Source organism: Nioella sp., from assembly GCF_965215655.1.
In the GTDB taxonomy this organism is placed as follows: Bacteria; Pseudomonadota; Alphaproteobacteria; order Rhodobacterales; family Rhodobacteraceae; genus Nioella.
Map to the genome: position 1 here is coordinate 893,295 of NZ_OZ244111.1, position 21,299 is coordinate 914,593.

A 21,299-nucleotide genomic window follows, 5' to 3' on the forward strand; every position below is an offset into this window, starting at 1 on the left:
TCACACCTCAAGCCTATGGCAGCCACATGATCAACGCCGATTTCCTGCACGAACCCATCCCCGCCCCGGTCGACCTGCCCGAAGCGCAGCGCAGCGGACCGCAGCGGTTTTTCAACCGTGAACTCAGCTGGCTGGCCTTCAACTGGCGGGTGCTGGAAGAGGCGGAAAACCCCCGCGTGCCGCTGCTGGAACGGGTGCGTTTCGTGTCGATCTCGGCGGCCAACCTGGACGAGTTTTATACGGTCCGTGTCGCGGGCCTGCGCGAGCTTGCCAATGAGGGCAACACGACGCCTTCCGATGATGGGCGATCCCCGACCGAGCAGTTGCGCCTGATCAATGCGGATGCGCGCAAGCTGATGCAGTCTCAGCAGGCGGCGTGGAATGCGCTGAAATCCGAGATGGAGGCGGAGAAGATCACCGTCGTGACGCGCTCGGCCCTCAAATCCGCCGATAAGACCGCGCTTGACGATATCTTCCTGTCCAATGTCTTCCCGGTCCTGTCGCCGCTCGCCATCGACCCGGCCCATCCCTTCCCCTTCATCCCGAATGAAGGTGTGTCTTTGGCCCTGCAGATGAAGAGGGAACGCGACGGACGGCCTTTGCAGGCGCTGTTGCCGATCCCCGGCCAGATCGACCGCTTCGTGCGCCTGCCCGCGCCGGAAGGTGCCGCGCGGTTTCTGCCGCTGGAGGAATTGCTGCTGCTGAAAATCGGCACGCTTTTCCCCGGTTACAAGCTGACCGGATCGTGCATGTTCCGGGTGCTGCGCGACAGCGATCTGGAGGTGGAGGAAGAGGCCGAAGACCTGGTGCGCGAGTTCGAGACCGCCCTGAAGCGCCGCCGCCGCGGCCATGTGGTGCGCCTGCAGGTCTCTGCCGGGGCACCGTCTGCGCTGAAAGAGGAAATCTGCGAACAGCTTGGCGTCATCGGTGACGAGGTGGTCGAGGTGCGCGGCATGATCGGCCTCGCGCGGCTCAAGGAACTGGTGCTCGACGAACGGCCCGACCTGCTCTGGCCCAGCTTCACCCCGCGCGTCCCCGAACGGGTGCAGGACCATGAGGGCGATATGTTCTCGGCCATACGGCAAAAGGACATGCTGCTGCACCATCCTTACGAAACCTTCGACATGGTGATCCGGTTCCTGGCCCAAGCGGCGCGTGATCCCAACGTGGTGGCGATCAAGCAGACGCTTTACCGCACCTCGAACGAAAGCCCGATTGTCGATGCGCTGTGCGAAGCGGCGGAGAACGGCAAATCAGTCACAGCATTGGTGGAGCTGAAAGCCCGGTTCGACGAGGCCGCCAATATCCGCCAGTCGCGCAAGCTGGAACGGGCGGGCGCGCATGTGGTCTATGGGTTCATCAACTACAAGACCCACGCCAAGATCAGTGCCGTTGTCCGGCGCGAGGGTGACCGGCTGGTGACCTATACCCATTTCGGGACCGGAAACTATCACCCGATCACCGCGCGGATTTATACGGACCTGAGCCTCTTTACCTGTGATGACGCGCTTGGGCGCGATGCCACCAAGGTGTTCAACTATGTGGGCGGCTATGCGGAACCCGAGAAGCTGGACAATCTGCGCATTTCGCCGCTCAACCTCAAATCGACGATCATCGAGAATCTGAAGGCTGAAGCGGACCATGCCCGCGCGGGTAAACCGGCAATGGTCTGGGCCAAGATGAACAGCCTGATCGAGCCTGACGTGATCGACGCGCTTTACGAGGCAAGCCAGGCGGGGGTGAAGATCGACCTTGTGATTCGGGGCATCTGCGGGCTGCGTCCCGGTGTGAAGGGCCTGTCTGAAAACATCCGGGTGAAATCGGTCGTGGGCCGGTTCCTGGAACACAGCCGGATCGTCTGTTTCGGCAATGGCCATGGGCTGCCCGCCAAAAAGGCGCGGGTCTATATCAGCTCGGCCGACTGGATGGGGCGCAACCTCAATCGCCGGGTGGAAACGCTGGTGGAATGCACCAACCCGACGGTGAAGGCGCAGATCGTCAGCCAGATCATGGCGGCGAATCTGGCGGATGTCGCCCAAAGCTGGGTCTTGCAGGCTGATGGCAGTTTCGTGCGCCCTGACCTCGATCAGATCGACAAGCCGTTTTCCTGCCACCGGTTTTTCATGCAGAACCCGTCGCTTTCGGGACGCGGATCGGCGGGGGCGGCGGATGTGCCCGAATTGGCGCATTCGCATGATTGACCGAGTCACGCGCCCCGTGCCATGACCGGATCATGATGGGACAAGCCGAATTGGCGGATCCGCGTATCGCAGGGTCCGGGACGGTGGCCGACGGGGGGCTTTTCGGCACGCCACTTTTTCAGGATCCGCACGCGCGGAACCTGGCGCGTGTGGGCGTGATCGACATTGGCTCGAACTCGGTCAGGATGGTGGTGTTTGACGGCGCGGCGCGCTCTCCTGCCTATTTCTACAACGAGAAAATCCTCTGTGGCCTAGGGGCGGGCTTTGCCCAGACCGGGCGACTGTCGGAAACGGGCCGTCCCCGTGCATTGGCGGCGCTGAAACGCTTCGCGGCACTGGCCAAGGGCATGAACGTCACCTCTCTGGTCACCGTCGCCACAGCCGCGATGCGAGAGGCCGAGGATGGCGCGGAGTTCAAGGCCGAGGCAGAGCGTGAAACCGGCCTGACCATCCACGTGATCGACGGACGCGAAGAGGCGCGGCTGTCCGCGCAGGGGGTTCTGCTTGGCTGGCCCGGCGCGTTCGGCATGATTTGCGATATCGGCGGCTCGTCCATGGAGCTGGCGGAACTGCTTGGCGACGGGCAGGTGGGCGCGCGCGAAACCTCTGATCTCGGGCCGCTCAAGCTGCAGGGCATCAAGGGCGGCAAGAAGGCTATCAAGGCGCATATCAAGGATCGCATTGCCACGCTGAGGGAACAGTTCACGGAACCTGCGGGACGGCTGTTCCTTGTGGGCGGGTCGTGGCGGGCGATTGCCCGGATCGACATGGAACGCCGGGGCTACCCCCTGAAGGTGCTGCATGAATACCGGATGACCCGCAAGGATATCCGCGCCACGATCGCCTATATCCAGAAGGCCGATATGGAAGACCTGCGCGCCCGCACCGGCACCAGTGCTGAACGGATGGCGCTTGTGCCGCTGGCCTCGCTGGTGCTGAAAGAGCTGGTGCGCAGCTTCAAGCCCGATGAGGTGGCAATTTCGTCTTACGGTATCCGTGAAGGGCTGCTTTACGAGCAGATGTCGGACGAACAGCGCCAGCGCGACCCGCTGATCGAGGCCGCCTATCAGATGGAACTGGCCAATGCCCGGATGCCGGGCTTCGGACGGGCGCTTTACCGGTTCATCGAGCCGCTCTTCGGCAGTATCCGCCCCGAAATGAAACGCGTGATGCGGGCGGCGTGCCTGTTGCATGACGTCAGCTGGCGGGCGCATCCCGATTACCGCGCCGAGGTCTGTTTCGACAATGCAACGCGGGCCAACCTGGGCGGTCTGACCCATGAGGAACGGGTCTATCTGGGTCTTGCATTGCTGCACCGCTACAAGTCCAGCCGCAAGGATACCGGCTTTGACCCCTTGCTGGAGCTGTTGACAGAGAAGCAGGTCCAGCAGGCCGAGATCATGGGCCGCGCCATGCGGTTCGGGGCGATGTTCACGCTGGAAAAGCCATTGGATCACGGCAAGCTCAAGCTTTACCCGAAAAAGGGCATCCTGGAGCTGACCCTGAAGACCGATACCGCCCGCGATCTGTTCGGCGAAGTGGCGCAGGCCCGGTTCAAGGCGCTTGCGGCTGCCATCGGGGCCGAGCCGGTGGTGAAGGGGCTGCGGTAAGGCGGTGTTCACCCTGCATGGTCTGGGATGCCGGGCATGATGCAAATCGTCCTGCGGTTGTGCTAGGGTCGGGTCACTTTTATTAGTTTTGACCCGAGGTGACACATGTCAGACCCATATTCAGACCTGGGATCACAGGATAAAAAGGTTCAGGCACAGATCGCCGATGCTATGGATGCCCGCTGTCTCGACCCCAGCCAGGTTGCCATCCGCGCGGCCTATCTGAGCGCTCTGCAGCTTCCTGTTGATGCATTGGCGGTAGAGTTCGGTTCTGGAACGGGCCATGTAACCAAGGATCTGCTGACCATGGCCGGGGCAGCCAGGGCGCATGGAATCGAGCCTTCTCCGATCCTTGCACAGCGCGCCATTGAAAGATTTTCCGACGATGAACGTTTGAGCTTCGAGATTGGTGATGCGAAACAGACCGGGCTTCTGGCGGGGTCGGTCGATCTTGTCCTGATGCACACGCTTCTCTGTCACGTCCCAGGTCCGGAAGATGTTCTGAAAGAAGCTTACCGTGTACTGAAACCCGGTGGCGTTTTGGCAATCTGCGATGGAGATTATGACACGGCCACTGCACAGATTGCAGATTTCGACCCGCTTGATCAGCTTGTCCGATTCATGATCAACCAGAATGTCACCAACCTCTGGATCATGCGTCAGATCGGCGGGATGCTGACTGAATGCGGTTTCAACATGGGTGCGCGTCAGGGGCATGGCTATGTCGCTGACGGCGATGCGGCCTATTTCATGACCGTCATTGCACGCGGAGCCGAGCGTATGGCTGAAACCGGCATGCTGCAGCCCGAGACTGCTGAGGCACTGAAGGCTGAAGCCGTGGCGCGCCTCAGGGCGAACCGTTTTTTTGGCTTCATGTCCTATGTCAGCCAGATCGCGACAAAGCCCGGCTAGTGCTGTGTCTTAGGTCTTGCGGCGCAGGAATTTCAGGCCGGACCAGTCCTGATCCACGGCGCAGACCTTCACATCGACCCATCCCGTCGGCAACATCAGCTCGCGCAACCCGTCTTCGGTGAGGTCCCTGAACAGGGGCGAGGATTTCTTGGGCCAGCTGATCCAGAGCATCCCCTTCTGGGCCACCAGATCCAGCGCGGCGGGGCCTTCCTTGTCCAGCGTTGCACGATCAGGGCAAAAGAGGTGAACGATGTCGGCCTCGGTGCGCCCGGTCAGCATCTGCACCCCTTCAGCCCCGGCAAGCAACTCATCAATATGCGGGGGCGGGTTCAGGGCGAGGTAGCTCAACCCCGGTTTCAGGCCGAGCTTCTGAAAAAGCGGTTTGCCGGAATAGCCCACGGGATTCGGTTGTTTTCCCATTGTCCCCTCTGCACGTCATCTTCATCCAATCCAAGGTATCCGAGCATGGATAGGCAGGCAAAATTGCCCACCTGCAAGACGTGGGTTTCATTGCCGAACATAGCGATCCGCAGCCTTGTGCCGACCCTCATAATCCCAGTTCGTAGCATTGGCAGCCATGGCTCGGTTCACGGCGTCCTTCATCGGCAGACGCGCCCAGACCTCCGTTTCGATGGCATCGAGATCGAAGCGGCCGCCGGCTATGATCCCGTGCAATTCCGCCTCGATCTCCGATACGTCCGGGTCTCCGGCGCGGTTGGTCCATTCATCGGGGTCTTCAACGAGGTTGAACAGTTGAGGCGCGGAGCGGTGGCAATAGATGTATTTCCAGTCGCCAAGCCGCACCATGAAACTTGGACGCATGATGCCCTCACCATGGTATTCCGAGATGATCGGGATGACCTCTAGCGCCTCACCGTTCATGGCGGGCATCAGGGATCGGCCTTCCAGCGAGCGGACAGGTGTCTGGCCTGACAGCTCTATCAGCGTTACGGGCAGGTCAATCAGGGATACCGGAGTGTCGATTTTCCGGGCCTTCTTTCCCGGCATGTTGATCAGCAGAGGAATGCGGGTCGACCATTCATAGAAGCTGCGCTTCTGGATCAGCCCGTGTTCCCCGAGCATCTCACCATGATCCGCGGTGAAGATGACGATGGTTTCATCACGCTGACCCTGTTCTTCCAGGACCGCCAGCAGTTCCCCCAGCTTGTCATCCACATAGTGGCACAGCGCCGCAAATCCCCTGCGCATGGCGAGCAGATGTTCAGGATCGCGCATGTCGCCGGAATCCAGCCCGTGCCAGCGCCGCAAAGCCCGGTCGAAATCGGAATATCGTGCGCCCATGTCGTCCGGGTATTCCGGCAAGGGAAGGTCAGCGTCTTTGTACATGTCCCAGTATTTCCGGGGAACAACATAGGGAGGATGGGGATTGGTGAACGATACGGTCAGCATCCAGGGGCGGTCCGGCGGGTGGCGCAGATACTCCAACGCTCGGAACTGGGTTTCCTCGTCATACTGTAGTTCTTTCGACCAGCCGGGGCCGATATTCTGGGCTTGGAACTGTGATACGAAATCGAACGCCTGCCAGTCCGGGTCATCCTCGGGCGGCAGCGGATAGGACCAAAGAAAGCCCGAGGGGTAAATGTCGGGATTCAGACGCCGCTGAAATCCGTGCAACTGATCTGGGCCGATGAAATGCATCTTGCCTGACAGCACAGTCTCATAACCCGCATTGGTCAGGTAATGTGCGAAGGTCGGTATGAAGCTGTCGAACGGGTCGCCGTTGTCGAAACAGCCGGTGGTGGAGGTGTGCAGTCCGGTCATGAGGCAGGACCGGGCGGGCACACAGATCGGACTGGGGGAATAGGCGTTGGTGAACTGGACAGAGCGCTTCGCAAGCGCGGTTAGGTTCGGTGTGTGCACACCGGAAAATCCACAGGCTTCCAGCAGGAAGGGGGGCATCTGGTCGGCCATGACAAGGAGGATATTGGGGCGGTCGGGGGTACTCATGTCCGTAGTCGTCCTTTTCTCACGAAGCCATCCGCAGCTTCTGGTCAAACTGGCAATTCCGTCAACCTCCGCGTGTTCGGTGTGTGGATGCGCCGCCCGACGCTCGGGCTGACCGCCGGTGGCACCGTTTTGTTACGCACGGCGATGTCACTCTTCCAAAGTCGTCTGGCTGCCAATCCAATCCCGGAAAACCTTGACCTTGGGAGTATCCCACCGGTCCTCCGCGCCGATCAGGGCGAAGCGCCCGTACTGGGTCTCGCAGGACAGGTCGGGAAATGGCAGAACCAGCGCACCGTGCTCCAGTTCGTCGCGGCACAGAGCGAGATCTGCCATGACCACACCCGCACCCATCACCGCGGCCTTGGCTGCCATGTCGAGATTGGGGAAGGCCTCTCCCTGTGTCGGGTCGAGCCCGTCGATGCCGAAATGCTGGACCCATGTGCGCCAATCCTCACGCGCGGGGCTCTCGTGCAGCAGCGTGAACCGGCCGAGATCGGCAGGGGAGGCAAGGGGCGGACCCGCTTCCAGCAGCGCGGGAGAACAGGCCGGCGACAGGCGCATCGGAAACACCGGCTGGGTCCTGATGGCATTGGGGCGGCCAGGCCAGAATTCCAACGAAACGCCGAGGTCATACCGCCCCGGGTCAAAGCCGGATTCGCCGTAGAAATCGGTGGTCAGACGCACCTGGATGTCGGGATGCGCCTGCCGGAACAACGCCAGCTTCGGGAAAAGCCAACGGATTGACAGGGTGGGCGGGCAGATGATGCGTAACTCTGCCGCCTGCTCGGTGATCCGGTCGGCTTGCGCCGCGATCTTTCCAAACGCGTCGGTCAGCACCGGCAACAGGTCACGCCCCGCGTCGGTCAGGGTCACGCCGTTATGGCCACGATGGAACAGCTGTAGGCCCAGATGCTCCTCCAGCAGTTTCACCTGTCGGCTGATGGCTCCGCGCGTGACGTGCAATTCTTCGGCTGCGGCGATGTAACCATCGTGCCGGGCAGCAGCCTCGAAGGCGCGAAGAGCATTGAGAGGGGGCAGGCGCATGGGTGCTCATGGATCAGGTTTATTCATCCATGATGTGAGGATTCATGGTTTGCGGCAAGCCCGGGGCCTAACTTAATTTGGCATCAAGCAGCAGAAATTGGAGCGTGCAGATGGCATTCGTTCAGGAAATATCACCCTTAACTGCACATGATCGCTCAGGGGCTTTGGTCCGTATCCTGCATGGATTGTCGGCTTTCGGGCGGCGCGTGTTGGGGCGCGGTCAATGCGCCAGCTGCGACGAGGAGTTGCTTCGGCTTGCGGAATTATCCCCGCATCTGCTGGCGGATATCGGCTTTCGGAAGGATGAACACGAGACCAACGATGCCCGTCAGGTCTGGCGCAAGGGTCACATCGTGCTGGAGCTTCCCGCGCCTGAATGAATATCCTCCCGGCCACGGGGCCGCCTAGTGGATGCGCACGCCCTGCCGGGTCAGCTCCGTCTGCACGGCGGTCAGGTCGACCTCGGCCAGGCCCCGGTTCGATTTCAGCGACAGCGCCGCCGCCACACCCGCGCCCTGACCGGCCACCGCGCAGCAGGCCATGTTGCGCACCGCCGCGTGAGATACCTTGTCGCCGCCAATGGCGCGGCCCGTGGCCAGCAGGTTGTCGATCCCCTTGGGCAGCATCGACCGGTAGGGGATCTGCATGTAGCGGCCCGTCGTGGGCAGGATCAGGATGCCATAGCCGTCGATGAATTCGGGGTAGATGCCGATCGTGTCCTCGAACCGGCCCTGATGGCGCACATCCGCCTCGGTCATGTTGTAGACCGCGTCGATCTTGCGGCTGTCGCGGATGCCAATGGACATGCCGAAGTTCCGCAACCGCACGCCTTCGCAGCCGGGCGTGTAGCGGCGCAGCGCCTCGATGGCCAGCATCGCCTGTTTGCGGCCCTCGATCTCGAACTTCGTCAGGCTGTCGGGGTCCACCCCGTCGCAGCCCGCGAGGTGGACGAGATTCATATAGGTCATCTCGCCACTGTCATGCACTGCGCCCCAGGTGCCGCCGATGGTGTTGAGATGCGCCGGGATCACGCCGTCGCGGATCGCCTGCGCGAAGGGTTTGGCCAGGAAAGGGGAATACATGTCGTCTTCCTTGCCGTCGGTCTCGACCTCCCATTCGCCGGTGGACCAGTTGGCATAGGTCTGCGGGTCGGCCTTGACCCCGTCCATGAAGCGCTGTTTGTCCACGCCCGCGACGTGGAACATCACGCTTGCTGCCTGCGTTTCCTCCAGCGGAGTCTTGCGGGTGGGGGCCCCGGCCCGATGCGCGACATCGGCGTCGCCGGTCGCGTCGATCACCCGTTTGGCCAGCACGGCCTCGCGTCCCGCCTTGCTTTCGACGATCACGCCCCGGATCGCATTGCCTTCCATGATCGGGGCCACGAACTGACGGTGCAGCATCGGGTGAATGCCCGCCTCCTCGACCAGCCGGTCCGCGACCAGCTTGAAGCCCTCGCTATCCAGCTCATAGGACAGTGACTGGCTTTCGGGCACCGCCGCGCCCATGGCTTTGGCACGCTCCTCGAATTCCCAGCCGATACCGCCTGCCTCGACGGTCTGTTCATGCCGGTACCAGGCGAAGCCCTCGACGCCGACCACTGTGATATTGCCACCGAAACAGCCGAACCGATCGAGTAGCGTCACTTCCGCCCCCGCCCGTGCGGCAGCCAATGCGGCAGCCAGCCCGCCGGGGCCGGAGCCCACGACCAGCACTTCGGTCTGGTGCACAACCGGAATCTCGCGGGCCGGTTCGGTGATGGTCAGCATGGGGGCACTCCGCCTGAGGTGTCATCAAACGGTTACAATCACCATCCGCGGGGCGGGGTCAATCGGCTTGACAGTTCCGGGCCGCTTGGCCCTGATGCGATCCAGCAGAAAGGACCCCAAATGCGCACTGAATTTGACGCCGAACTGGAAGACCGTCTGGTCCGTTACGCCGCCATCGACACCCAGAGCGATGAGACCTCGCCCACCAGCCCCTCGACCACGATCCAGCTGGATCTGGCGCGGGTTCTGAAGGCGGAACTGGAGGAGATCGGGGCAGCGGATGTGCACCTGACCGAGTACGGTGCTGTTCTGGCGACGATCCCCGCCACGGTAGAGGGCGCGCCGGTCATTGGATTCTGCGCCCATATGGACACCGCGCCTGCATTCAACGCAACGGGGGTGAAACCCGTGGTCCATCGTCACTACAACGGCGGCGACATCACCTTCGCCGATGCGCCGGGGCTGAAGCTCTCGCCCGAAAACGCGCCTTACCTGGCCGAGAAGGTGGGCGAAGACATCATTACGGCGAGCGGCACGACTCTTCTGGGCGCAGACGACAAGGCGGGCATCGCGATTATCATGACCATGGCGCGCAAACTGCTGTCCGAGCCGGGGCACAGTCACGGCAAAATCCGCATCGCCTTCACCCCCGACGAAGAGATCGGGCGAGGGGTTAATGAACGTCTGCCTGCGGATATGGGGGCGGACTTTGCCTATACGCTCGATGGGTCCATGCCCGGCGAGCTGGAATATGAAAGCTTCTCTGCCGATGGTGCTCTGGTCACGGTCAAGGGCGTTGCGGCGCATCCCGGTTGGGCCAAGGACAAGCTTGTGAACGCGCTACATCTAGCCGCCAAGATCGTGCAGACCCTGCCGCATGTGACGATGACGCCCGAAACAACCGAGGACAGAGACGGCTTCATCCATCTCTATGCCATGTCCGGCACCGCTGCTGAGGCCGAACTGAGCTTCATCCTGCGCGATTTCGAACTCGACGGCCTCGCCGCCAAGGGCGATCTGCTGAAACAGGTCTGCGACGTGGTTGCCGCGACCGAACCCCGCGCCGAGATCACCTGCGCGATCCGGCCCCAGTATCGCAACATGCGCTACTGGCTTGAAAAGGACATGTCTCCCGTCGACCTCGCCCGCGAGGCCTATCGCGATCATGGCATGGACCCGGACAGCACCGCCATTCGCGGCGGCACCGACGGGTCGCGCCTGACGGAACTGGGCCTGCCCTGTCCGAACATCTTCTGCGGGATGCAGGAAATTCACGGGCCGCTGGAATGGGTCAGCGTGCAGGATATGGCGCTGGCGACCAAGGTCTGTCTCAGCCTTGCCGCCCGCGCCGCGCAACCCTGATTGCCCCCGCGCGCCCTTTCCCCTAATCAGGGGCCAAACGAACCTATAGGTCTGCCCACATGCGTCTGTCCCGCTACTTCCTGCCCGTTCTGAAAGAAACCCCCGCCGAGGCCCAGATCGTCAGCCACCGCTACATGCTGCGCGCCGGCATGATCAAGCAGCAGGCCGCTGGCATCTATTCCTGGCTGCCGCTCGGCTTCAAGGTGCTGCGCAAGATCGAGAATATCGTGCATGAGGAGCAGGCCCGCGCCGGTCACATCGCGATCCAGATGCCGATCCTGCAACCCGCGGACCTGTGGCGCGAATCCGGGCGTTATGACGACTACGGTCAGGAAATGCTGCGCATGCAGGACCGGCATGAGCGCGATTTGCTGTACACGCCGACCGCCGAGGAAATGGTGACGGATATCTTCCGCAGCCATGTCAGCAGCTACAAGGACCTGCCGCTGACGCTCTATCAGATCCAGTGGAAATTCCGCGACGAGATCCGCCCGCGTTTCGGCGTGATGCGGGGGCGCGAGTTCTATATGAAGGACGGCTACAATTTCGACCTCACCAAAGAGGACGCTTTGCACGCCTATAACCGCCACCTCGTCAGCTACCTGCGCACCTATGAACGCATGGGCCTGCAAGCCATCCCGATGCGCGCCGATTCCGGCCCCATCGGCGGCGACGATACCCATGAATTCCTCGTGCTAGCCGAAACGGGCGAATCGGAAGTGTTCTACGACAGCGCCGTGACCGATCTGACCTTCGGCGACCGCGAGATCGACTATGACAGCGTCGAACAGTGTCAGGGCGTGCTGGAGGAGTTCACCTCGAAATATGCGCGCACCGACGAGACCCATGACGAAGCCCTATTCAACCAGATCCCCGAAGAGCGCCGCCGGGTGGCGCGCGGGATCGAGGTGGGGCAGATCTTCTACTTCGGCACCAAGTATTCCGAGGCCATGGGTGCCACCGTTCAGGGCCCCGACGGGCAGAAAGTGCCCGTCCACATGGGCAGCCACGGCATCGGGGTCAGCCGCCTTCTGGGCGCGATCATCGAGGCCAGCCATGACGACAAGGGCATCATCTGGCCCGAGGGCGTGACGCCGTTCCATGTGGGGATCGTCAACCTGCGTCAGGGGGATGAGGCCACGGATGCCGCTTGCGAACAGCTCTACAAGGCGCTGACCGCCGCCGGGCTGGAACCGCTCTACGATGACACCAACGAACGTGCCGGGGGCAAATTCGCCACCATGGACCTGATTGGCCTGCCATGGCGCATCACCGTGGGGCCGCGGGGCCTCAAGAACGGGGTGGTGGAACTGACCAGCCGCCGCACCGGCGAGAGCGAGGAGATGAGCCCGGAGGCCGCCATCGCCCGCGTGCAAGAGATCTACGCGCCGCATTTGGGCTGACACTGCCCTCAGGAAAACGAAAAACCGCGCCTCGATCACTCGGGGCGCGGTTTTCTGTTTCCGGACGGCTTAGCGCAGGCGCACATCAACCGAAGCATTGTGGCGGCACATGAAGGCGCTGCCTTGCGCGGTGTAGCTGCCCGTCCAGCGGCCACCGCTGGTGGTGCGATAGCGGAAGCGAATGCGGGTCTGGGCGTTTTCAACGTCTTCCAGATTGCGGGTGAAGCTGAAGTAGTAGCCATCCTGAATGACCCGGTTTTCGAAGGGTTCAGACCGCCAGATGCCCTGACCGTAGTCATAGTAATCCACGTCATAGATCTGGATGGCTTCGCCGCTGTAATTGTGCAGGCGCATGGTCACATCCTCGCAAATGTCGAAGCCCCAAGCGCTGGCAGAGGTGGCGGTGGCGGCGAAGGCGGCTGCGGCAAGGGCGGCTTTGATGAAGGTCTTGAGGGTCATTGGTCTGTCTCCGGTATTGGTGTCTGTGTTTCGATGATCCTGTTGTGCCGGAAGGGGGCCGTGCAGGGCATGGGGTCGATCCCCCAATATGCGCGCATGTTCGGTGAATTCCGGCGCAAGCCCCTGACCCAAAAGAAAAACCGCGCCCCGGTTTCCCAAGGCGCGGTGCATGACTGAAGGAGGGGTCGTTCAGCGAACGCTGACGGTAACGGACCGGTTGTGGCGGCAGGTGAAGGTGTTGCTCTGCGCGACATAGCCGCTTTCCCACCGGCCCTGGCTGTTCGTCGCGCGGTAGCGGAAGCGCAGCATGGTCTGGGCGTTTTCCACATCTTCGAGGTTGCGGGTGAAGGAGAAGCTGCCGCCGTTCTGAATGACGCGGTCGGGCAGGGGTTCGGACCGCCAGATGCTCTGACCGAAATCGTAATAGTCGAGGTCATAGATCTCGATCGCCTGCCCGGAATTGTTGTTGAGGCGCATGGTGACGTCCTCGCAGATGTCGAAGCCCCAGGCGCTGGCAGAGCTGGCGGTGGCGGCGAGGGCAGCGGCGGCGAGGGCGGCCTTGGCGAAGGTCTTGAAGGTCATCTTGGTGTCTCCTGAAGGATGCTGTGTTTCGATGACCCTGTTGTGCCGGATGGGGGCCGCACGGGGCATGAGGTCGATCCCCCAATATGCAGGCGGCAGGGTTTCGCCGGGGCCGGGCAGGGGCCTCAACAGACGGGGGCGTCCTGTGCTATGTTGGCCAAAAAGCAGAGAACAGGCAGACCTATGAGATTATTGGCACTGGCCGCCGGATTGGCAGGCGCGGGCGCGATGGCGCAGTTCCCCGAGGCGTCGCAGCACTACGTGCAGCGGCTGGCGGGCGCGGTGGATGAACTGTCGGTCGTGGTGGCGGATTTCGACCGTTCGGCGCAGTCCGCAGGGCTGACGCGGGACGAAGCATTGGCCGAGCTGTCCGGGTCTGCCTTCCTCGCCGCCCGAAACGCGGACATGACCCGGACGATCACAAGGTATGAGGCGTTGTCCTCTGACCTGACGCTTCTGCGCGCAGCGGGGCCGGTGGAGCGCGCCCTGTTGCTGCCCGCCCGGTTGGACACGGAAATCGGTCGCCGCGCCTTGGAGGATTTCCATCCGGCGCTGCCCCTGACCGCCAGCGGCGCAGGCTTTGCCGGGGTGGGCTTTCTGGCGGGCTATGGTCTGTTGGCTCTGCTCCTGTCCGGGTTGGGGCGTTTGATGCGGCGGCGGCCTGTCGCCGAAACGTGAAACGGGCAGGTGAAAGGGCGGTTCCCGCTGCCCGCGCCTTGCGCTAACCTGCGCGCCAAGCGCCCGAGCCATCAGCGGCGCAAGACAGGAGCAGCCATGCCGACCCCGCCCAAACCTTTCGCCCGGTTCGAGTTCATGATCGCCTGGCGCTACATCCGCGCCAAGCGTGCCGAAGGCGGGGTCAGCGTCATGACCTGGATCAGCTTTCTGGGCATCATGCTGGCGGTGATGGCGCTGATTGCCACGCTCGCCGTGCGGGCCGGGTTCCGCCATGAATTCGTGGGCACCATTCTGGGCGCGAATCCTCATGCCAGCGTGATCCCCGTGGGGCGGCAGGTCGAGGGTGGGCGCAGCCTGCGGGTGCTGTCGGACTATGACGCCATTGCCGAACGGCTGCGCGGCGTCGAGGGCGTAACCTCTGCCTTCCCGGTCATTCGCGGGCAGGTCATGGCCACCGCGAATGGGCGTAATGCGGGTGTGGAGGTTATTGGGATAACGCCGGAAAATCTGGATGAGGTGCCACTGGTGGCCAGCCCGGAACTGGCCTATGGCGCGCTCAGCGACTTTCCCTATGGCGTGGCTCTGGGCGTCGGGGTGGCGCGGGAACTGGGCGTCAGCGTGGGGGACCGTATCCGCCTGATTTCCCCAGACGGTGCGCGGACAGCCTTTGGCACCAGCCCCCGGATCAGTGCCTATGAAGTAACCTATATCTTTCAGGTTGGGCGTTACGACATTGATCGCATTCGCGTCTACATGCCCTTTGATGAGGCGCAGACCTATTTCAACCGCGATGGTGTCGCAGACGAGATCGAAGTAAGCGTGACCGACCCCGATACCGTCCTGAACATGGTCATCCCCCTGACCCGCGCGGCTGAGGCTGAAGTGATCATCTGGACCTGGCGCGACAGTTCCGGCGCGTTTCTGCGGGCCTTGCAGATGGAGGATAACGTGATGTTCATCATCCTCTCGATCCTCGTTCTGATCGCCACGATGAACATCGTCTCGGGCCTGATCATGCTGGTCAAGAACAAGAGCCGCGACATCGGTATCCTGCGCACCATGGGGCTGTCAGAGGGCTCAATTCTAAGGGTTTTCTTCATCTGCGGGTCCTCCATCGGCGTGGCGGGGACGCTGGCGGGCGTGGCCCTTGGTTGCGCCTTCGCGATCTGGATCGACCCGATCTTCGCTGCGGTCAACTGGATGGCGGGGGGCGGGGTCTGGGACCCGTCCGTGCGGTTCCTCTCGACGCTTCCGGCGCGGCTGGAACTTGGCGACGTTATGTCGGCGGTGACGCTGTCGCTTGGGCTTTCCTTCGTGATCACCATTTTCCCGGCCCGGCGCGCGGCGCGGATGAACCCGGTGGAGGCGCTGCGCTATGAGTGATCCGGTGCTGGAACTCGACGGGATCGAGAAGGGCTACAAGCTTGGGAAACCTGGGGAAATCCGGGTGTTGCGCGGGGCGTCGGTGCGTATTCAGCCGGGCGAGGTCGTGGCGCTGGTGGCGCCCTCTGGCGCCGGGAAATCGACGCTTCTGCATATCGCGGGGTTGCTCGATACGGCGGATGCCGGAACAGTGCGGATCGGGGGCGATGACCTGACCCGCGCGCGGGACCGGGCGAGAACGGCGGCGCGGCGACAAGGTGTTGGATTCATTTATCAATTTCACCATCTGCTGCCGGAGTTCACCGCCGCTGAGAACGTGATCCTGCCGCAGCTGGCCAATGGTATCCCCCGGGCAGAGGCTGAGGCGAGGGCGGCGGAGTTGCTGGCCCGCGTGGGGCTGGAAGACCGCGCCGATCACCGGCCCGCGGCGCTGTCGGGCGGGGAGCAACAGCGCGTGGCCTTCTGCCGCGCGCTGGCCAACAAGCCCTTGATTTTGCTGGCAGATGAGCCGACGGGCAACCTCGACCCCGGCACCGCCGATGTGGTTTTCGGCGCGCTTTTGACGCTGGTCAGGGAAACCGGGATGGGGGCGCTGATTGCCACCCACAACCTGGAACTGGCCGCCCGCATGGACCGGGTTCTGCACCTTCAGGACGGGGTGCTGGTGGCGCAGCCTGAGGGCTGAAAACAGGGGGGTGCCATGCGTACACCCCCCGTACACCGGGCGTGCAGACAGATGGCGGGTACAAGCACGGTCCTTTGCGGGCAGACGGCCTAGCCGGTCTTGCGTGCGACGGTCAGCACCTCGGCGCACCAGTCGGCGATCATCTTCACCACCGGTCCGCGCATCGCGTCGCCCTCCATCAGGATCTCGTGCCGGCCGCCGTCGATCTGCTGCAACCGGCTGCCCGGCCAGCTTGCGGCGCGGGTGTGGATGGCGGGTGTCTCGACGATGCGTTCATCGGTGCCCAGAAACACCATCATCGGCAGATCGGGCGGGTCCATCTCCATCAGCGCGGCGGTTTCTTCCAGCGCCGCGTTGACCCAACGGATCGAGGGGCCGCCGAGCGCCAGTTCCGGGTGTTTGGCGACCTGACCTTCCATGTAGTTGAACATGTCCCGGTCATTGGTCAGCGGGTTGTCGTTGTATTCCATCGCGGTGGCGGGGCCGGTGGTGGGGGCAAAGTTCTTGTCCAGCCCGAGCGGTTTGGACAGTCCCATGACCACGCCGGAAATCGCCTTGAGGAAGCCAGACATGCGGATGCCCCACATTGGTGAGGAAAAGATCACGCCCGACACCGGCAGCCCGTCATAGATCGCCCGCAGACCGATCGCACCGCCCATGGAATGGCCAAGAAGGAACCAGGGTTTCGGCAGGTCGAGTTGGTCGAGCACGGCGCGCAGGGCGTCCACGTCTTCGCGGTATTCATCGAAACTGACCACATGGCCCATGTCGCGGCGATGCGCGGGCCGGTCGGACAGGCCCTGACCGCGCCAGTCCATCGCCAGCATGCCATAGCCGAGCCCCGCGAATTCCCGCGCGAGGCGTCCGTATTTCTCGATATATTCGGTCCGGCCCGGAAACATCAGGATGGTGCCCTTGGGCCCCGCCGGCCAGACGCCCACGCGCAGGCGCGTGCCATCCCTGGCGCGCAGCCAGTAGGCATTGGCCCCTTCGGGCCCTTCGGCGATATCCTGAAGAAACGGGGCCGGTTCCATCGTCGCTTATCCCAGAAGGCCACCCAGACGCATGGCGGTGCCCATGTCGCCGTCAAGGCGCAGGCGGCCGCCCATGAAGGCGGAGGTCGGGTTCAGCTCGCCCGACAGAATCTCTTGAAAGGTGTCGGCATCGGCAGACAGGGTCACGTCTGCCTCGTCGCTGTCATCGGCAGCGCGCACGCCGCTGCCGTCGACCATGATCGCGCCTTCGCCGTCGATAGAGAATTTCGCGGTGCCGTCAAAGCCGCCCGACAGTTTTTCGGAAAGTGCGGCCACGGCTGCTGTGATGATCTCGCTCATGTGATGCGTCCTTCGTCAGGTTCAGGCCGAAATCACTGGAATGACCGGCCCCAGATGCTAAGTTCGGGAATGACCATGCGGAATATGCGTTCAACATACAACAGTGTCGTGACGGCAGCCATTGCCTTGTGCCTGTGGATGCTGCCGGGGCAGGGGCTTGCCGATCAGCTGGACGAGCTGTTTCGGCAATTGGCCGATCCCGGCACGACCAACTGGGAAACCGTGGAACGCGACATCGAGATCCAGTTGAGCCTGTCCGGTTCGGCCTCTGCCGACCTGTTGCTGCGGCGCGGGCAGGACGCGCTGGAAGAACAGGATTTCGAGGCGGCGATTGATCACCTGACCGCGCTGACAGACCATGCGCCGGAGTTCGCAGAAGGCTATAACAGCCGCGCTGTTGCCTATTTTCTGGCCGGGCTGATCGGGCCTGCTCTGGACGATCTGCGGCATGTGCTGGTGCTAGAGCCGCGCCATTACGGGGCGCTCGCCGGGATCGGGGCGATTCTGGAAGAGGTCGGTGACAATGAGGCCGCACTTGCCGCCTATCGTGCCGCCTTTGCTATACATCCGCACCGTCCCGACCTACATGGTGCCATAGCCCGGCTGGAACGGGCGACCGAGGGCACCGCCCTTTAAGTACCGCGATCCCGAACGAAGGGCGACAGAGCAGAACCATGCAACGCCAGGGGCGCATAACGGCCGTTCTCGGGCCGACCAATACCGGCAAGACCCATTATGCCATCGAGCGGATGCTGGCGCATCGCACGGGGGTGATCGGGCTGCCTTTGCGGCTTTTGGCGCGTGAGGTCTATGACCGGATTGTCGCGATGCGCGGGCCGCGCGTGGTGGCGCTGATCACCGGCGAAGAACGGATCGTGCCCGACAGTGCCCAATACTGGGTCTGCACGGTCGAGGCGATGCCCACGGGGATGGGGTGCGATTTTCTGGCGGTGGATGAGATCCAGCTCTGTGCGGACCCCGAGCGGGGGCATGTCTTCACCGACCGGCTGCTGAACGCGCGGGGGCTGCATGAGACGCTGTTCCTCGGTTCCGACACAATGCGCAGCGCGATTGCGGCGCTGGTTCCGGGTGCGCAGTTCATGCGGCGGGAGCGGTTCTCGGAACTGACCTATACGGGGTCGAAGAAGCTGTCCCGCATGGTCACGCGGGCGGCGATCGTGGGGTTCTCGGTCGAGAATGTTTACGCGATTGCAGAGCTTCTGCGCCGTCAGCGGGGCGGGGCCGCCGTGGTGATGGGGGCGCTGAGCCCACGCACGCGGAACGCGCAGGTGGAACTCTACCAGAACGGCGATGTGGATTACCTTGTGGCAACCGATGCCATCGGGATGGGGCTTAATCTCGATATCCGGCATGTGGCGTTTTCCGGCCTGCGCAAGTTCGACGGGCGCAAGATGCGGATGCTGGCCCCCAATGAACTGGCCCAGATCGCGGGACGTGCCGGGCGGCATACGCAGCCGGGGACGTTTGGGGTGACCGGCGAGGCCAGCCCGCTGGAAGATGAGGTGGTCGAGGCGATCACCAACCATTCCTTCCGGCCCGTGGGAAAGCTGTTCTGGCGCAACACGCGGATGGCGTTCGGCACCGTGGACCGGCTGATTGCCTCGCTGGAGGCACCGGCAGAGGATGAATGGCTGACCCGCGCGCGCGAGGCCGACGATATCCGCGCGCTCAAGACCATCGCGGCGATGCCGGAAATGGCCGACCGGGTCAGCGGCCCCAAGGACGTGCGCCTGCTCTGGGATATCTGCTGTATCCCCGATTTCCGGGGCATCAGCCATGCGGAACACGCGACCCTGCTGGCGCGGATTTACGAGTTTCTTCACGGCCTGGGGCGCGTGCCCGATGACTGGATGGCACGGCAGGTCAAACGGCTGGACCGGACAGATGGCGATATTGATACACTCTCGAAACGTTTGGCCTATATCCGCACATGGACCTATGTGGCGCAACGTTCTGGCTGGGTCGATGACGAAAGCCATTGGCGCGGAGCCACGCGTGCCGTAGAAGACCGCCTGTCAGATGCTCTGCACGAACGTCTGACCCAAAGATTTGTTGACCGGCGCACCAGCGTATTGCTGCGCCGGTTGAAGCAGAAGGAGGGCCTTGTGGCCGACGTGAACGAAAAGGGTGAAGTGACGGTTGAAGGCGAATTCGTCGGCCGTCTGGAAGGGTTCCGGTTCCGGCAGGACGCGAGCGCAACCCCGGATGAGGCAAAGACGCTGCGCCAGGCGGCGGTTGCGGCTTTGCGGCCCGAATTCCACTTGCGCGCCGACCGGTTCTACAACGCCCCCGATACGGAGTTCGATTTCACCGAACAGGGTGGCCTGATGTGGGGCGAACAGGCGATCGGCAAGCTGGTGAAGGGCGCAGAGCCCTTGAAACCCGTGGCCGAAGCCTTCGTCGACGAGGAAGCCGGCCCCGAGGTGATGCAGAAGGTGCAGCGCCGGCTGCAGCATTTCATCGACCGAAAGGTAGCCACGTTGTTCGAGCCGCTGTTGGCCATGAGCCGCGACGAGGCGATCACCGGTCTGGCCCGCGGCTTTGCCTTCCGTCTGGTCGAGGCGCTTGGCGTTCTGCCGCGTGCCGAGGTGGCGGAGGACGTGAAGGCGCTCGATCAGGACGCACGCGGGCTGCTGCGCAAGCATGGCGTGCGCTTCGGTCAGTTCACGATTTTCCAGCAACTCCTGCTGAAACCCGCACCTACGCGGTTGCGTCTGGTGCTGTGGGGGCTGGCCAATGACCATGACGAGTTCCACGAAAGCCCGCCGCCGGGTCTGGTGACGATCCCTGCCGTCGAAGGTGCGCCGCGAGAGTATTACACCAATTCGGGTTATCGCCTGGCCGGGGCCCGCGCGATCCGCATCGACATGCTGGAACGTCTGGCCGATATGCTGCGCCAGCAGGACAGCCGGTCGGGCTTTGAGGCCACCGCCGATATGCTGTCGATCACCGGCATGACGCTGGATCAGTTCGCCGATCTGATGGGCGGGCTTGGCTATGCCGCCGAGAAGGGCGAACGCGCCAAGGTGAAAGCCGCGCCTGCCGCCGGTGGAGAGCCTGAAACCCCCGCCGAAGTGCCGGGCGACGCGCCTGCGGAAGCGCCCGAAGCGCCTGCCAAGACCCCGGCGGAGACGCCTGTCGAAGCACCGGTCGAGGCCCCCGTCGAAACCCCGGCAGAACCCCCGGTTGAACTGCCCGAGCAGGGCAGCACTGAGGCGGCGGAGCCGGAGATCGAAACCTTCTACACCTTCACCTGGGCACCGCGACGCCGCACCGGCCCGCAAGGCCCGCGCCGCGATGGTGGCAAACAGGGCGGCAAGCCCCGTGGCAAGGGTGGGCCGAAAGGCAAGGGCGGTCCCAAGGGGCCTCGTAACGAGAAGCCCAAGTCCTATACCGCCAAGCCCGAGCGCCGCGAGAAGAAGATCGACCCCGACAACCCGTTTGCGCAGGCGTTGGCGGGGCTGAAGGGCAACTCCTGACCGAGGGAGCGACCCCTCGGCTGCGGCTCGACAAATGGCTGTGGCATGCGCGGTTCTTCAAGACCCGCACCCTGGCCGCGCGCGTTGTTGCGGGCGGCCATGTTCGGGTGAATGCCCAGAAGGTACACAAGCCTGCCGCGACCGTATCCCCCGGCGATGTGCTGACCTTTGCCCAGGGCCGTGACGTGCGGGTGGTGCGCGTGGTGGCGATCGGGGAAAGGCGCGGTCCGGCCCCGGAGGCGCAACAACTCTATGACGATTTGACACCGGTCAAGGAAACCGTCCCGCAAAACCCGTCATACGAGGGAAAGGGACGCCCCTCGGGCAAGGATCGCCGGGCGCTTGGTTCTTTACGCCGCAGCCCGCTTGAATGATGCCCCGGCCCGGATTAAACCGGCCCCAGAGTTGCTGA

The 21,299-nt window shown here is 63.2% G+C and carries 20 protein-coding genes; 12 read left to right on the forward strand and 8 right to left on the reverse strand.

All coding sequences use genetic code 11. The features are described 5' to 3' along the window. Positions 1-26: 26 nt before the first annotated feature. The 3 genes from ACOOEX_RS04575 (at position 27) to ACOOEX_RS04585 (ending at position 4,723) form a co-directional block, all read left to right on the forward strand. Positions 27-2,201, forward strand: coding sequence for an RNA degradosome polyphosphate kinase (locus ACOOEX_RS04575; RefSeq protein ID WP_420397331.1), 2,175 nt, complete (start codon positions 27-29; stop codon positions 2,199-2,201). Positions 2,202-2,233: 32 nt separating this feature from the next. Continuing rightward, the gene (locus ACOOEX_RS04580) at positions 2,234-3,811 is read left to right on the forward strand and encodes a Ppx/GppA family phosphatase (RefSeq protein WP_420397332.1); all 1,578 of its coding nucleotides are present in this window, start codon (positions 2,234-2,236) and stop codon (positions 3,809-3,811) included. A 171-nt stretch (positions 3,812-3,982) separates the two neighbouring features. Next, positions 3,983-4,723, forward strand: coding sequence for a methyltransferase domain-containing protein (locus ACOOEX_RS04585; RefSeq protein ID WP_420397333.1), 741 nt, complete (start codon positions 3,983-3,985; stop codon positions 4,721-4,723). 9 nt (positions 4,724-4,732) lie between these two features. Here the strand turns inward: ACOOEX_RS04585 and ACOOEX_RS04590 are convergent, their stop codons facing one another. The 3 genes from ACOOEX_RS04590 to ACOOEX_RS04600 form a co-directional block, all read right to left on the reverse strand. Then, on the reverse strand, positions 4,733-5,143 hold the full coding sequence (locus ACOOEX_RS04590) for a hypothetical protein (protein WP_420397334.1): 411 nt from the start codon (positions 5,141-5,143) through the stop codon (positions 4,733-4,735). 87 nt (positions 5,144-5,230) lie between these two features. Further along, a complete protein-coding gene (betC, locus tag ACOOEX_RS04595; RefSeq protein ID WP_420397335.1) occupies positions 5,231-6,691 on the reverse strand; it encodes a choline-sulfatase in 1,461 nt (486 codons plus the stop codon). A gap of 147 nt (positions 6,692-6,838) precedes the next feature. After that, entirely contained in the window at positions 6,839-7,735 is an 897-nt protein-coding gene (locus ACOOEX_RS04600; RefSeq protein WP_420397336.1) for a LysR substrate-binding domain-containing protein, read from the reverse strand. A 110-nt stretch (positions 7,736-7,845) separates the two neighbouring features. On the opposite strand from ACOOEX_RS04600, the gene ACOOEX_RS04605 reads away from it, so the two are divergent. Beyond that, on the forward strand, positions 7,846-8,115 hold the full coding sequence (locus ACOOEX_RS04605) for a hypothetical protein (protein ID WP_420397337.1): 270 nt from the start codon (positions 7,846-7,848) through the stop codon (positions 8,113-8,115). Positions 8,116-8,139: 24 nt separating this feature from the next. Here ACOOEX_RS04605 and ACOOEX_RS04610 read toward each other — a convergent pair whose 3' ends face one another. Next, positions 8,140-9,501 carry an FAD-dependent oxidoreductase gene (locus tag ACOOEX_RS04610; protein WP_420397338.1) on the reverse strand — a complete coding sequence of 454 codons (1,362 nt, stop codon included), beginning with the start codon at positions 9,499-9,501 and terminating at the stop codon, positions 8,140-8,142. Positions 9,502-9,621: 120 nt separating this feature from the next. On the opposite strand from ACOOEX_RS04610, the gene pepT reads away from it, so the two are divergent. Together pepT and proS are read left to right on the forward strand one after the other, a co-directional pair. Then, on the forward strand, positions 9,622-10,863 hold the full coding sequence (gene pepT / locus ACOOEX_RS04615; RefSeq protein ID WP_420397339.1) for a peptidase T: 1,242 nt from the start codon (positions 9,622-9,624) through the stop codon (positions 10,861-10,863). A 59-nt stretch (positions 10,864-10,922) separates the two neighbouring features. Continuing rightward, complete coding sequence (proS, locus tag ACOOEX_RS04620; RefSeq protein ID WP_420397340.1) at positions 10,923-12,266, forward strand: proline--tRNA ligase; 1,344 nt, start codon at positions 10,923-10,925, stop codon at positions 12,264-12,266. 69 nt (positions 12,267-12,335) lie between these two features. Here the strand turns inward: proS and ACOOEX_RS04625 are convergent, their stop codons facing one another. Together ACOOEX_RS04625 and ACOOEX_RS04630 are read right to left on the reverse strand one after the other, a co-directional pair. Then, positions 12,336-12,725 carry a hypothetical protein gene (locus ACOOEX_RS04625; protein ID WP_420397341.1) on the reverse strand — a complete coding sequence of 130 codons (390 nt, stop codon included), beginning with the start codon at positions 12,723-12,725 and terminating at the stop codon, positions 12,336-12,338. Positions 12,726-12,914: 189 nt separating this feature from the next. Then, positions 12,915-13,307 carry a hypothetical protein gene (locus ACOOEX_RS04630; protein ID WP_420397342.1) on the reverse strand — a complete coding sequence of 131 codons (393 nt, stop codon included), beginning with the start codon at positions 13,305-13,307 and terminating at the stop codon, positions 12,915-12,917. Between the two features lie 183 nt (positions 13,308-13,490). On the opposite strand from ACOOEX_RS04630, the gene ACOOEX_RS04635 reads away from it, so the two are divergent. The 3 genes from ACOOEX_RS04635 to ACOOEX_RS04645 all read left to right on the forward strand — a co-directional run bounded on the left by ACOOEX_RS04635 (position 13,491) and on the right by ACOOEX_RS04645 (position 16,053). Further along, positions 13,491-13,985, forward strand: a complete 495-nt coding sequence (locus ACOOEX_RS04635) for a DUF2937 family protein (protein ID WP_420397343.1) — start codon at positions 13,491-13,493, stop codon at positions 13,983-13,985. A gap of 96 nt (positions 13,986-14,081) precedes the next feature. Next, on the forward strand, positions 14,082-15,368 hold the full coding sequence (locus tag ACOOEX_RS04640) for a lipoprotein-releasing ABC transporter permease subunit (protein ID WP_420397344.1): 1,287 nt from the start codon (positions 14,082-14,084) through the stop codon (positions 15,366-15,368). Continuing rightward, positions 15,361-16,053, forward strand: coding sequence for an ABC transporter ATP-binding protein (locus ACOOEX_RS04645; RefSeq protein ID WP_420397345.1), 693 nt, complete (start codon positions 15,361-15,363; stop codon positions 16,051-16,053). The genes ACOOEX_RS04640 and ACOOEX_RS04645 overlap by 8 nt, the downstream gene beginning before the upstream one ends. An 89-nt stretch (positions 16,054-16,142) precedes the next feature. Here the strand turns inward: ACOOEX_RS04645 and ACOOEX_RS04650 are convergent, their stop codons facing one another. Beyond that, positions 16,143-17,087, reverse strand: a complete 945-nt coding sequence (locus tag ACOOEX_RS04650; protein WP_420397346.1) for an alpha/beta fold hydrolase — start codon at positions 17,085-17,087, stop codon at positions 16,143-16,145. A gap of 6 nt (positions 17,088-17,093) precedes the next feature. Further along, positions 17,094-17,387, reverse strand: a complete 294-nt coding sequence (locus ACOOEX_RS04655; protein ID WP_071688654.1) for an SCP2 sterol-binding domain-containing protein — start codon at positions 17,385-17,387, stop codon at positions 17,094-17,096. Between the two features lie 84 nt (positions 17,388-17,471). On the opposite strand from ACOOEX_RS04655, the gene ACOOEX_RS04660 reads away from it, so the two are divergent. From ACOOEX_RS04660 to ACOOEX_RS04670, 3 genes are read left to right on the forward strand one after another with little or no spacing between them, the layout of a single operon-like run. Continuing rightward, positions 17,472-18,023 (forward strand): hypothetical protein, encoded by a 552-nt coding sequence (locus ACOOEX_RS04660; protein ID WP_420397347.1) that lies wholly within the window; start codon positions 17,472-17,474, stop codon positions 18,021-18,023. Between the two features lie 38 nt (positions 18,024-18,061). Then, positions 18,062-20,887 (forward strand): helicase-related protein, encoded by a 2,826-nt coding sequence (locus tag ACOOEX_RS04665; protein WP_420397348.1) that lies wholly within the window; start codon positions 18,062-18,064, stop codon positions 20,885-20,887. Next, entirely contained in the window at positions 20,884-21,261 is a 378-nt protein-coding gene (locus tag ACOOEX_RS04670) for an RNA-binding S4 domain-containing protein (protein ID WP_420398322.1), read from the forward strand. The genes ACOOEX_RS04665 and ACOOEX_RS04670 overlap by 4 nt, the downstream gene beginning before the upstream one ends. Positions 21,262-21,299: the final 38 nt, after the last annotated feature.

What these genes read in the sequence shown, in the direction of transcription:
- ACOOEX_RS04645 (WP_420397345.1), top strand. Translation starts at nt 15,361, where the DNA reads ATGAGTGATCCGGTGCTGGAACTCGACGGGATCGAGAAGGGCTACAAG.
- ACOOEX_RS04640 (WP_420397344.1), top strand. Translation starts at nt 14,082, where the DNA reads ATGCCGACCCCGCCCAAACCTTTCGCCCGGTTCGAGTTCATGATCGCC.
- ACOOEX_RS04630 (WP_420397342.1), bottom strand. Translation starts at nt 13,307, where the DNA reads ATGACCTTCAAGACCTTCGCCAAGGCCGCCCTCGCCGCCGCTGCCCTC.
- ACOOEX_RS04590 (WP_420397334.1), bottom strand. Translation starts at nt 5,143, where the DNA reads ATGGGAAAACAACCGAATCCCGTGGGCTATTCCGGCAAACCGCTTTTT.
- ACOOEX_RS04605 (WP_420397337.1), top strand. Translation starts at nt 7,846, where the DNA reads ATGGCATTCGTTCAGGAAATATCACCCTTAACTGCACATGATCGCTCA.
- ACOOEX_RS04585 (WP_420397333.1), top strand. Translation starts at nt 3,983, where the DNA reads ATGGATGCCCGCTGTCTCGACCCCAGCCAGGTTGCCATCCGCGCGGCC.
- ACOOEX_RS04635 (WP_420397343.1), top strand. Translation starts at nt 13,491, where the DNA reads ATGAGATTATTGGCACTGGCCGCCGGATTGGCAGGCGCGGGCGCGATG.
- ACOOEX_RS04575 (WP_420397331.1), top strand. Translation starts at nt 27, where the DNA reads ATGATCAACGCCGATTTCCTGCACGAACCCATCCCCGCCCCGGTCGAC.
- ACOOEX_RS04625 (WP_420397341.1), bottom strand. Translation starts at nt 12,725, where the DNA reads ATGACCCTCAAGACCTTCATCAAAGCCGCCCTTGCCGCAGCCGCCTTC.
- betC (WP_420397335.1), bottom strand. Translation starts at nt 6,691, where the DNA reads ATGAGTACCCCCGACCGCCCCAATATCCTCCTTGTCATGGCCGACCAG.
- ACOOEX_RS04610 (WP_420397338.1), bottom strand. Translation starts at nt 9,501, where the DNA reads ATGCTGACCATCACCGAACCGGCCCGCGAGATTCCGGTTGTGCACCAG.
- ACOOEX_RS04665 (WP_420397348.1), top strand. Translation starts at nt 18,062, where the DNA reads ATGCAACGCCAGGGGCGCATAACGGCCGTTCTCGGGCCGACCAATACC.
- ACOOEX_RS04660 (WP_420397347.1), top strand. Translation starts at nt 17,472, where the DNA reads ATGCGTTCAACATACAACAGTGTCGTGACGGCAGCCATTGCCTTGTGC.
- ACOOEX_RS04655 (WP_071688654.1), bottom strand. Translation starts at nt 17,387, where the DNA reads ATGAGCGAGATCATCACAGCAGCCGTGGCCGCACTTTCCGAAAAACTG.
- ACOOEX_RS04650 (WP_420397346.1), bottom strand. Translation starts at nt 17,087, where the DNA reads ATGGAACCGGCCCCGTTTCTTCAGGATATCGCCGAAGGGCCCGAAGGG.
- ACOOEX_RS04600 (WP_420397336.1), bottom strand. Translation starts at nt 7,735, where the DNA reads ATGCGCCTGCCCCCTCTCAATGCTCTTCGCGCCTTCGAGGCTGCTGCC.
- ACOOEX_RS04580 (WP_420397332.1), top strand. Translation starts at nt 2,234, where the DNA reads ATGATGGGACAAGCCGAATTGGCGGATCCGCGTATCGCAGGGTCCGGG.
- proS (WP_420397340.1), top strand. Translation starts at nt 10,923, where the DNA reads ATGCGTCTGTCCCGCTACTTCCTGCCCGTTCTGAAAGAAACCCCCGCC.
- pepT (WP_420397339.1), top strand. Translation starts at nt 9,622, where the DNA reads ATGCGCACTGAATTTGACGCCGAACTGGAAGACCGTCTGGTCCGTTAC.